We start from the raw sequence: 10,000 nt of genomic DNA, 5'->3' as shown, positions 1-10,000 counted from the left end.
GCCAGGACGGCCATGCGCGCGGCGACGCCCATCTCCACCTGATCCTGAATGAGCGAGATCGACAGATCATCGGCCACTTCGGAGTCGATTTCGACGCCGCGGTTCATCGGGCCGGGGTGCATGACGCGCACGTCGGGCGCGGCGACGGCCAGCTTTTCGCGGTCGAGACCGAAATAGCGGAAATATTCGCGGGTCGAAGGGATAAAGGCCCCGTCCATGCGCTCAAGCTGAAGGCGCAGCATCATCACCACATTGGCTCCGCTAATCCCGGCCTTCATGTCGTGATAGACCTCAACCCCCCATTCGTCGGCATCGCCGGGGATCAGGGTCGGTGGCCCGACGAGGCGCACATTGGCCCCCATGGCATTGAGCAAGATGACGTTGGAGCGCGCCACGCGGCTATGGGCGACATCGCCGCAAATGGCCACGGTCAGGCTATCGACATGGCCGAAGGCGCGGCGGATCGACAGCATGTCGAGCAGGGCCTGAGTGGGGTGCTGATGCTGACCGTCGCCGGCATTGATGACGCTGCACCCGACCTTCTGCCCCAGAAGTTGCGCCGCGCCTGACGCCGAATGGCGCACCACCAGGAGATCGGGCTTCATGGCGTTGAGCGTCACCGCCGTGTCGATCAGCGTCTCGCCCTTGGCCACGCTGGAGGTGCGCGGGTTCATATTGACCGTATCGGCCCCCAGACGCTTCCCCGCCAGCTCAAACGACGACATGGTGCGCGTCGAGTTCTCAAAAAACAGATTGACCTGCGTGCGCCCCTTGAGCAGGTCGAGCTTTTTATTGGTCCGCCGGTTCAGTTCGACGAACACGTCGGCCAGATCGAGCAGGGCCAGAATGTCGGGCGGATCAAGGTCCTGCGCGGCGTTGAAATGCCGTTTGGGGAACGGAAAGAGGCGCGACTGGATCATCTCCAGCAACACCTGCGGATCTTGGGGGGCAATGCGCGTCATAAAGGGCGGCTATACCCCACGACTCAAGGGGAGGGAAGGGGCAATCGCCGCCGCCCGACCGTAGTCAGGCAGCGGCGACGCGCAAAGAGCCTTACGCCTTGTTCAACGACGCGATGTCGATGACGAAGCGGTAGCGCACGTCGGACTTGATGACGCGCTCATAGGCTTCGTTGATGTCCTGAATGTCGATCAGCTCGATATCCGAAACGATATTGTGCTCGCCGCAGAAGTCGAGCATTTCCTGCGTTTCCTTGATCGAGCCGATCATCGACCCGGCCAGGGTCTTGCGGCCGGGGATTAGCGAGAAGGCGTGCACCGGGATGGGGTTGTCCGGCACGCCGACCAGCACCATGGTGCCATCGACCTTGAGCAGGCCCAGATAGGCGTTCCAGTCGATGGGGGCGGAGACCGTATTGATGATCAGATCAAAGGTGCCCGCCAGAGTCTTGAAGGTTTCCGCGTCATTGGTGGGGTAGTAGTGGTCGGCCCCCAGACGCAGGGCGTCGTCCTTCTTGGCCAGAGACTGGCTGAGCACCGTGACCTCGGCCCCCAGCGCGTGGGCCAGCTTGACGCCCATATGGCCAAGCCCGCCCAGACCGATAATGGCGACCTTTTTGCCCGGTCCGGCGTTCCAGTGCTTCAGCGGCGACCACAGGGTGATCCCGGCGCACAGAAGCGGCGCAGCGGCGTCCTTGGGCAGGTGGTCCGGCACGCGCAGCACATAGCCTTCCTTGACCACGATGTGGTCGGAATAGCCGCCATAGGTCGGCTGACCGTCGGCGTCGCGGTCATTATAGGTCTGCACGAGGCCCGGCATATATTGCTCGCGGTCTTCGTCGCGCGTCTGACACAGGCGGCAGGAATCGACGAAGCAGCCGACGCCGACCGTGTCGCCTTCCTTGAATTTGGTCACCTTTGCGCCGACCTGACGCACGCGGCCGACGATTTCGTGGCCGGGCACCTGCGGATAGATGCCAGGGAACCATTCGTCGCGCACCTGATGGATGTCGGAATGGCAGACGCCCGAATAGAGGATGTCGATGACCACATCGTCTTCGTTGGGGGCGCGGCGTTCAAAGGTAAAGGGTTCGAGCGGAGCCTTGGGCGAAGGCGCGGCATAGGCTTTGGCGAGCGTCATGGGAAATCCTTGCAAAATCGGGGGCGTTCGGCCGCAGAAAAGGTGTGGCGTGAGCCGTTACGGCTGAGGCGGGCGAACGGATCGGATATAGGAAGCGTGCCGGGGTCTTGCCAGCCCGAAGCTGTGCGTAAATCTCTTACGTCAGCAAATGATAGAGCCACAGGAGCAGGGGCAGGCTGATCAGGCTGAGCGAGGTGGTGAGCGCCACGATCCCGGCCATCAGCGGCGCGTCCCCGCCCATGTGGCGGGCCTGCACATAGGCGACGGCGGCGCAGGGCGCGGCCCCGCAGCACAGGGCCACGCCCTGCGCCAAAGCATCGCCGCCGAACAGCCGGCACAGGCCCCAACTGATCAGCGGCACGATCAGCACCTTAAAGGCTGAGGTGGCGACGACCAGAACGGGCTGGCTGCGGATATAGGCGAAGTTCAGCCCGGCACCGGCCAGAATCAGGCCGGTGGGAATGGCCGCATCGCCCAGCATCTTCAGGTCTTTTTCAATAAACGGCACGGACGGCGCGCGCACCATGTTGAGCGCCAGCCCGATCAGGCACGACAGGAAGATCGGGTTGGTAAACAGGCGCGCCATGACGCCGCGAAAGCTGCGGTCCACCGTGTCTTCGCCTTCGGGCTGCCCCCAGCGGGCCAGCACCAGTATCGAGGCCATATTGCTCAAGGGGATGAGCGCGCTCATGGCCACGGCGGCCAGGCCCACGGCCTGCGCCCCGAAGATCGAGGTGGCAATGGGCAAGAAGACGAAGGAGTTGAAGCGGATCAGGCCCTGAAAGACGCTGGTATAGGTGGGGCCGGACAGGCGCAGCACGGGTTTCAGGGCAAAAGCGATCAGGATGGACAGGGCCAGAGACGTACTGACGGCCAGACTGATCGGGCCGGCGCTGAGGCCCGACAGGTCGGCGTGCCAGATGGCCGGGATCAGAAAGCCCGGATAGAAGACATAGACGGCGATGCGCTCGATCGGCCCCCAGACGGACGGCGGCAGAAAGCCTGACACCTTCAGCCCAAAGCCCAGCGCGATCAGCAGAAACACCGGCAATATGCCGTTGATGAAGATGTCCGGCGTCATGTTTATCCCTCGCGCCCTTGCCGCTGCGCGCTTGCGCCCTTTGGCAGATGGAATGGGCTCATGTGGCGCTTCTTATGCGGTCAAGCGCGCCCTGAAGAATATAGGCGGCGGCGGAACGGTCGATGACCTCGGCGCGTTTGGCGCGCGTCAGATCGGCCTCTTCGATCAGAAAGCGGTTCATCACCGACGACGACCAGCGCTCGTCCCAGAAGGCGATGGGCAGGTCGGGGTCCAGACCTGCGGCGGCGAACTTTTCAGCGGGCAGGCGCAGCAGGTTGCGGGCAAAGGCGCGCACCGACTGACAGCGCGGGCCTTCGGTGCCGTCCATATTGACCGGCAGGCCGATGACGAGGCCGGACGCTTCGCGTTGCTTCATCAGCAGCAGCAGACGCTCGGCCTCCTGCGTGAACCTGCTCTTTTTGATCAGCTCCAGCGGCGAGCCGATGCTTAAGGAGATGTCACTGACGGCGACGCCGATGGTCTTTTCCCCCAGATCGAGCCCGATCAGGGCGCGGCGCGGCGGCAGGGCGGCTTTCAGTTCGGTGATGTCGAGTATGGCCATGCGATGCGGTGTGGCGCGCGGGCGTAAGCGAGTCAACCGCAAATGCAGCGGCGTTGCGCCGAATGTGGCGCGATTATGAATTACGACCATGTAATTAATGAATTGAATGTAATCTATTGCGCTTATTTAATAATAAATTTCTGGATTTTTACTTCCAATTGCGGGATTTGGTTGTCTATCCAAAGCAACGGGAGATAACAAAATGCCGAAAACCATACTGATGTGTGTCGCGGGTGTCATGCTGCTGACGGGCGGGAGTGCCGTGGCCGCAGAGGAACTGCCGCAAAAGACGATCCGTTTCGCTGACGCCGACCTGAATGATCCGGCGCAGGCGAAACAGGTGCTGAAACAGATCCGCACGGCTGCCAAAGAGGTCTGCGCCGAGGGGCTCAGCTCGCCCAACGGCTGGGTCATCACGGATGCGCAGTGCGAACGCACGGCCGTGCGGGAGGCGGTGCTTAAGGTCGGGCATCCGGGCCTGAGCCGGGTCGCGATCGAGGCGGGGGACGTCCGCAGGGACGGTTTGTCGCCTATTCTTGGTCAATGGGCTGAAAAGTAGTTTTCTGTACAAAATGTAATAATTGACGTGCGCGTCGGCCTGAACGGGTCGGCGCGTTTTCATTTCAAAATATACCATTCAATAAACCGTCATAAAATAAACTAACAAAAGTTCATGAACTGAAATTAATAAATGGCAAAGATTTAATAATAAAATCATGGATTCTGTTTTCCGTCTGATTTATTGAATTAATCACAAGTTAAGCGTCTTAAAACATTCAATATGGAGCGGGTTATGAAGGTAATGGTTTTTATTCTTGGTGCGGCGCTGTTGTCCGGCGCGTCCATGGCACAGGCGCAAACGGTAGAGACGCGGCGTGTAGCCACGCGCGATCTCGACCTTTCGACGCCTAGGGGCGTAGAGCGGCTCTACAGCCGTATCCAAAGTGTCGCCGAAGACATGTGTCAGTCATCCGAGGGGCCGTTGACGACGGCCGAAGCCGAGCGCGTGTGTCAGGTGCAAGCTGTCGATGAGGCGGTCGCGCGCTTTAATTCGCCCCTGCTGAACCGCCTGCATGCGGCGCAGGTGCCTGCGCAAAACCAGGGTGAGATGCGTCTGGCCGAGCAGTCGGCAAAGACCACGCTGCGTGGCAAGTAATCGTTATTCTTATTTCACTCAATACTGGAGACTAACCATGCTTAAGAAGCTCACCGCCCTGACGGCTCTGGCCCTCTCGCTCACTGTAGTGACGCCGTTATCTGCCGCAGAGCGTGACATAGAAACCCGTGCAGTGGTGGAACTGCCCACGATGCTTAGCGATGCCAAAGCCGTTGAAAAGGCCTATGCGCGCCTGAAGGTTGCGGCCAAACGCGCCTGCGACTCTGGTCTGGCTCACGACAGCGCCGCCAAAGCCTCAGACCGGGCCTGTGCTGCGGCGGCTCTGGACCGCGCCGTTCAGCAGTCGAACCTGCCCGCGCTTGTGGCCTATCACGAAGGTAAGGTGGTCAATGGCGCGGTTTATGCCGACAATTCGGACCGTAGCTCGGCTCAGCGATAATCTGTCCCAAGGTCAGAAACAAACGGCGCACCGACTGTCCCCGGTGCGCCGTTTTGCTATTTAAATAGGCGTGCCCCTTGCCATTTGGGCGCGCCCTCGCTAACCGGAACTCTATAAATATAGGAGTCTCCGCATGGCCATTGATGTGGCAACTGTGCGCAAGGTGGCGAGCCTGTCGCGCCTGCGCGAAAGCGATGAACGTCTGGAAAGCCTGGCCGGTCAGCTGAACGGCATTCTGGGCTGGATCGAGCAGCTCAATGAGGTCGATGTCAGCGACGTGCAGCCCATGACCTCCTGCGTGGAAATGACCCAGCCCCTGCGTGACGACGTGGTGACCGATGGCGGCAAGGTGGCCGATGTCGTGTCGAACGCCCCGAAAAGCCTCGACGGCTTCTTTATCGTGCCAAAAGTCGTAGAATAGGGGGGTGTTGAGTCATGAGCGAACTGACCAAACTGACGCTAAAAGGCGCGCTTGATGGCCTGAAGGCCAAGCAATTCTCCTCGACCGAACTGACCGAAGCCTTCATCGGGGCCATCGAAAAGGCCAATCCGGCGCTGAACGCCTATGTGCTGACCACCTTTGACAAGGCGCGTGAGATGGCCGGTGAGTCCGACCGTCGCCTGAAGACCGGTGAGGCCCGCGCACTCGAAGGCGCGCCGCTGGGCATCAAGGACCTGTTCTGCACCAAGGGCGTGCGCACCACGGCCTGTTCGGGCATCCTCGACACCTTTGTGCCGCCCTATGAATCGACCGTCACCCAGAACCTGTGGGACGATGGCGCGGTGATGCTGGGCAAGCTGAACATGGACGAATTCGCCATGGGCTCGTCCAACGAAACCTCGCACTGGGGACCGGTGACCAATCCGTGGAAGTCGAACGCTTCCAATGCGCCCCTGACCCCCGGCGGCTCATCGGGTGGTTCGGCTTCGGCGGTGGCCGCGGACCTGTGTCTGGCCGCCACGGCCTCGGACACCGGCGGTTCGATCCGTCAGCCGGCTGCCTTTACGGGCACGGTCGGGATCAAGCCGACCTATGGCCGCGCCTCGCGCTACGGCATGGTGGCCTTTGCCTCGTCGCTCGATCAGGCCGGTCCGATCACCAAAACGGTCGAAGACGCGGCGATCATGCTGCAATCCATGTGCTCGCACGACGCCAAGGATTCGACCAGCCTGCCCAATGCCCTGCCGGATTTTTCGAGCTTTGTCGGTAAGTCGATCAAGGGCCTGCGCATCGGCATCCCCGATGAATACCGCCTCGACGGCATTCCGGGCGAGATCGACGCCCTGTGGGAGCAGGGCATCCAGTGGCTGAAGGACGCCGGTGCCGAGATCGTGCGCATCTCTCTGCCCAACACCAAATACGCCCTGCCGTGCTACTATATTGTGGCCCCGGCGGAAGCCTCGTCCAACCTCGCCCGCTATGACGGGATGCGCTTTGGCCACCGCACCGAGGCGGCCAGCAGTCTGACCGACACCTATGAGTTGTCGCGTTCGGAAGGCTTCGGGGCCGAGGTGAAGCGCCGCATCATGATCGGCACCTATGTGCTGTCGGCCGGCTTCTATGACGCCTATTACGTCAAGGCTTTGAAGGTGCGCCGCCGCATCGCCGAAGACTTTGTGAATGCCTGGAACAGCTGTGACGTGATCCTGACCCCGGCCACGCCGTCCGCTGCCTTCCAGTTGGGCGACACGGAAAAGGCCGCCGATCCGGTGCAGATGTATCTGAACGACGTCTTCACCGTGACCACCAACCTGGCCGGACTGCCCGGCATGGCGGTCCCGGCGGGGCTCGACTCGAAGGGCCTGCCGCTGGGCCTTCAGGTGATCGGCAAGGCGCTGGACGAAGGCACGACCCTGGCCGTCGGTGCGGTGCTCGAAAAGGCCGCAGGCTTTACGCATAAGCCATCCCAGTGGTGGTAATGGATTTTCCCTGAACACCAAAAACCTCCGGGCGCAATCCCGGAGGTTTTTTTGTACGTGTGGCGGGTTCGTCTTTTTGGCGCAAGGGCTTGGGCTGCGGGAACCATGAGCGTATGGTGCCTCACTAAACAAGAGCGAGGTGCGTATGCTGGTGACGGTTCAGGACATGATCGGGTGGGGACTTCTGGTGCTGCCGCTCATTGTGATCGCCTGGGCGGTGCTGTGGCTGGCCGAACAGACGGCGGAGCGCAACCGGCACGAACGCTATCTGCGTTTTCAGGCGGTCCTGCGCCATCTCGGGCGCGACGACACCTCGTGGGCTGAGAAGATGGCCGCCGCCCACGAACTGCGTCAGTATAAAGAGTACCGTCACATTATCGGCAAAATCTTCGACGACGGCAAGGTGCGCGAAGACGGGCAGGCGGCGGCGCTTGAGGCCGAGCTTAAGGACGTGTCCAAAAGCGGTTGACCGCCATATCACGGCGTGTTGATCAACCCGCGATAGAAAATAACGCCGTAATCTGCTCTCCTCCTCGCTAAGGAACTTAGGGGAGGGAAGCTATGGTCGCCTATTCACGCCTGAAATACGCCTTTGCCGATCTGCCAGAGCCTGAGCGCGCCGAGTCCAAGCTGCGGACGCTGGACGGGCTCAAACGTCTGCGCGAGGGGCTGAAGGCCCAAATTCCGGGACGCAGCGCCTCGACCCTGCTGCTGGGGACGTGGAATATCCGCAATTTCGACGATAACCGCTTCGCGCACGGGCCGCGGCTGGAGGACAGCTTCTACTATATTGCCGAGGTCCTGTCGGCCTTTGATGTGGTGGCGGTTCAGGAGGTGTGTGAGGACCTGACTCCCTTCTCGCGCCTGATGTCGGTACTGGGGCCGGAGCACGACTATATCATTACCGATGTCACCGAAGGCCCCAGCGGTAACCGCGAGCGTCTGGGGTTCATCTATAATCGCAACAAGGTGCGCTTTACCGGCGTGGCGGGGGAAATCGTCCTGCCGTTTGAGGATCAGATTTCCGATGTGACCAAGGCGCGGCAATTTGCGCGGACCCCCTTTGCCTGCACGTTTCAGGCCGGCTGGTTCCGTTTCAACTTTGCCACCGTGCATATCTATTACGGTGAGGACCGCCTGACCTCCGAGGCCTATGCGCGCCGTGTGAAGGAGATCGACGCCGTGGCGAAGTTTATCGCCAAACGCGCCAAGAGCGATGCTTTGCAAAGTCATGTGCTGGTCGGCGATTTCAATATCGAGTCCGAAGACGCGCCGACCTTCGATGCGCTGAAAAAGCATGGTTTTCAGGTGTTCAAAAACAAGGTCGGTTCCAATGCCGATCAGACGCGCTTTTACGACCAGATATCCTTCATCCCCAAGGCGAACGAAGTCATGCTGGCCGACGTTCCCGATCCGCACGGGGTGTTCAATGTGTTTGACCACGTGTTTCGCGATGAGGACTATCCGCTGTTTCGTTCGGCCCTGCGTCGCATCGCCGAAGGGCGCAAACGCCAGGCCGAAACCGAGCTGGCGCAAGCCAAGACGGACGTCAAACGCCAGACGGCCCAGAAGGCCATCGACGCCGAAACGAAGCTGCTTGGCAGCGAAGCCCTGCTCGAAGACTATTACCGCAAAGACTGGCGCACCTTTCAGATCAGCGACCATTTTCCGCTGTTCGTGACGCTCAAGACCGATTTTACCGACACCTATCTCGAGGGATTACGCGCTAAGGTGCTCGCTCCGGACTGACTGACACAAGAAAAAAGTTGTCAGATGCAATCCGTTGCGCAAGATACGGTTTTTGCGTTCGGCTGCCCGGAGTGCTCATGTCGCCCAAACCCCAAACCGAAATCACCCTGCGCGGGGTATTGCTTGGTATCCTCATCACGCTGGTCTTCACCGCGGCGCAGGTCTATCTGGGGCTTCAGGTCGGCCTGACCTTTGCCACCTCGATCCCGGCGGCGGTTATTTCGATGGCGCTTTTGAGCGCCTTCAAATCGGCGACGATTCAGGAAAACAATATCGTCCAGACGATTGCCTCGGCGGCGGGGACGCTGGCCTCGGTGATCTTTGTGCTACCCGGCCTGATCATCATTGGCTGGTGGCGTGACGTGCCCTTCTTCATCACCTTCGCCGCCTGTGCCATCGGCGGCATTCTGGGCGTCATGTACACCATCCCGCTGCGCCGGGCACTGGTCTCCAACTCCCCCTTGCCCTATCCGGAAGGTGTGGCCGCGGCCGAAGTGCTGAAGGTCGGCACCAATACCCGCGAAGGCGCGCGCGAAGGGCAGGCGGGGCTGGTGGCCGTCGTGCTGGGCAGCGTGGCCTCGGCGGCCTATTCGGCGCTGGCGGCGGCCAAGGTGCTGGCCGGGGAGCTGGCGGCCTTTTTCAAGGTCAAGGTCGGCGGCAAGGTAGCGGCAACGGGCATTGCCGGTGAAAGCTCTCTGGCCCTGATCGGGGCCGGGCACCTGATGGGGATTACGGTCGGTATCGCCATGCTGACCGGGCTGGTCATCGCCTGGGGCATCGCCGTGCCGATCCTGACGTCGATGACGCCCATGCCGGAGGCGAGCGCGGCGGATCATGCCGGGGCCATCTGGTCCACGCAGGTGCGCTATCTGGGGGCCGGGGCCATCGGGGCGGCGGCTATCTGGACCATAGGCAAGCTGCTGGGGCCCGTGTGGTCCGGCCTGATGTCGGCGCTTGAGGCCAATCGCAAGCGCAAGTCGGGCGGCGAAGCCCTGCCGCGCGAGGAACAGGACCTGCCGATCGCGCTGGTCG

General features: G+C 61.3%; 12 protein-coding genes. 8 read left to right on the top strand and 4 right to left on the bottom strand.

The window, feature by feature from the left end; translation table 11 throughout:
- The 4 genes from LDL37_RS01850 to ruvX form a co-directional block, all read right to left on the bottom strand.
- Positions 1–962, bottom strand: a 962-nt coding sequence (locus LDL37_RS01850) for an aspartate carbamoyltransferase catalytic subunit (protein WP_290793476.1), incomplete at its 3' end; no start/stop codon positions are given.
- 91 nt (positions 963–1,053) lie between these two features.
- Positions 1,054–2,100, bottom strand: coding sequence for an NAD(P)-dependent alcohol dehydrogenase (locus LDL37_RS01845; RefSeq protein ID WP_290793473.1), 1,047 nt, complete (start codon positions 2,098–2,100; stop codon positions 1,054–1,056).
- A gap of 136 nt (positions 2,101–2,236) precedes the next feature.
- Entirely contained in the window at positions 2,237–3,181 is a 945-nt protein-coding gene (locus LDL37_RS01840) for an AEC family transporter (RefSeq protein WP_126423472.1), read from the bottom strand.
- Positions 3,182–3,239: 58 nt separating this feature from the next.
- Complete coding sequence (gene ruvX / locus LDL37_RS01835) at positions 3,240–3,743, bottom strand: Holliday junction resolvase RuvX (RefSeq protein WP_290793478.1); 504 nt, start codon at positions 3,741–3,743, stop codon at positions 3,240–3,242.
- A gap of 202 nt (positions 3,744–3,945) precedes the next feature.
- Between ruvX and LDL37_RS01830 the strand changes: the two genes are divergently transcribed.
- The 8 genes from LDL37_RS01830 to LDL37_RS01795 all read left to right on the top strand — a co-directional run.
- Positions 3,946–4,302: a UrcA family protein gene (locus LDL37_RS01830; protein ID WP_290793467.1), complete on the top strand. Its 357-nt coding sequence runs from the start codon at positions 3,946–3,948 to the stop codon at positions 4,300–4,302.
- A 234-nt stretch (positions 4,303–4,536) separates the two neighbouring features.
- Entirely contained in the window at positions 4,537–4,899 is a 363-nt protein-coding gene (locus tag LDL37_RS01825) for a UrcA family protein (RefSeq protein ID WP_290793464.1), read from the top strand.
- 37 nt (positions 4,900–4,936) lie between these two features.
- Entirely contained in the window at positions 4,937–5,299 is a 363-nt protein-coding gene (locus LDL37_RS01820; protein WP_290793461.1) for a UrcA family protein, read from the top strand.
- A gap of 133 nt (positions 5,300–5,432) precedes the next feature.
- Positions 5,433–5,720, top strand: coding sequence for an Asp-tRNA(Asn)/Glu-tRNA(Gln) amidotransferase subunit GatC (gene gatC / locus LDL37_RS01815; RefSeq protein ID WP_126423477.1), 288 nt, complete (start codon positions 5,433–5,435; stop codon positions 5,718–5,720).
- Positions 5,721–5,734: 14 nt separating this feature from the next.
- Positions 5,735–7,219 (top strand): Asp-tRNA(Asn)/Glu-tRNA(Gln) amidotransferase subunit GatA, encoded by a 1,485-nt coding sequence (gene gatA / locus LDL37_RS01810; RefSeq protein WP_290793455.1) that lies wholly within the window; start codon positions 5,735–5,737, stop codon positions 7,217–7,219.
- 145 nt (positions 7,220–7,364) lie between these two features.
- The gene (locus LDL37_RS01805; protein WP_290793452.1) at positions 7,365–7,688 is read left to right on the top strand and encodes a hypothetical protein; all 324 of its coding nucleotides are present in this window, start codon (positions 7,365–7,367) and stop codon (positions 7,686–7,688) included.
- A 92-nt stretch (positions 7,689–7,780) separates the two neighbouring features.
- Positions 7,781–8,968: an endonuclease/exonuclease/phosphatase family protein gene (locus LDL37_RS01800; protein ID WP_290793449.1), complete on the top strand. Its 1,188-nt coding sequence runs from the start codon at positions 7,781–7,783 to the stop codon at positions 8,966–8,968.
- A gap of 77 nt (positions 8,969–9,045) precedes the next feature.
- The coding region (locus LDL37_RS01795; RefSeq protein ID WP_290793446.1) for an oligopeptide transporter, OPT family at positions 9,046–10,000 on the top strand (955 nt) is incomplete at its 3' end.

The organism is Asticcacaulis sp., assembly GCF_020217185.1.
Lineage (GTDB): Bacteria > Pseudomonadota > Alphaproteobacteria > Caulobacterales > Caulobacteraceae > Asticcacaulis.
Note: the sequence above shows the minus strand (reverse complement) of the source record. Positions and strands in the feature narration are given on the sequence as shown.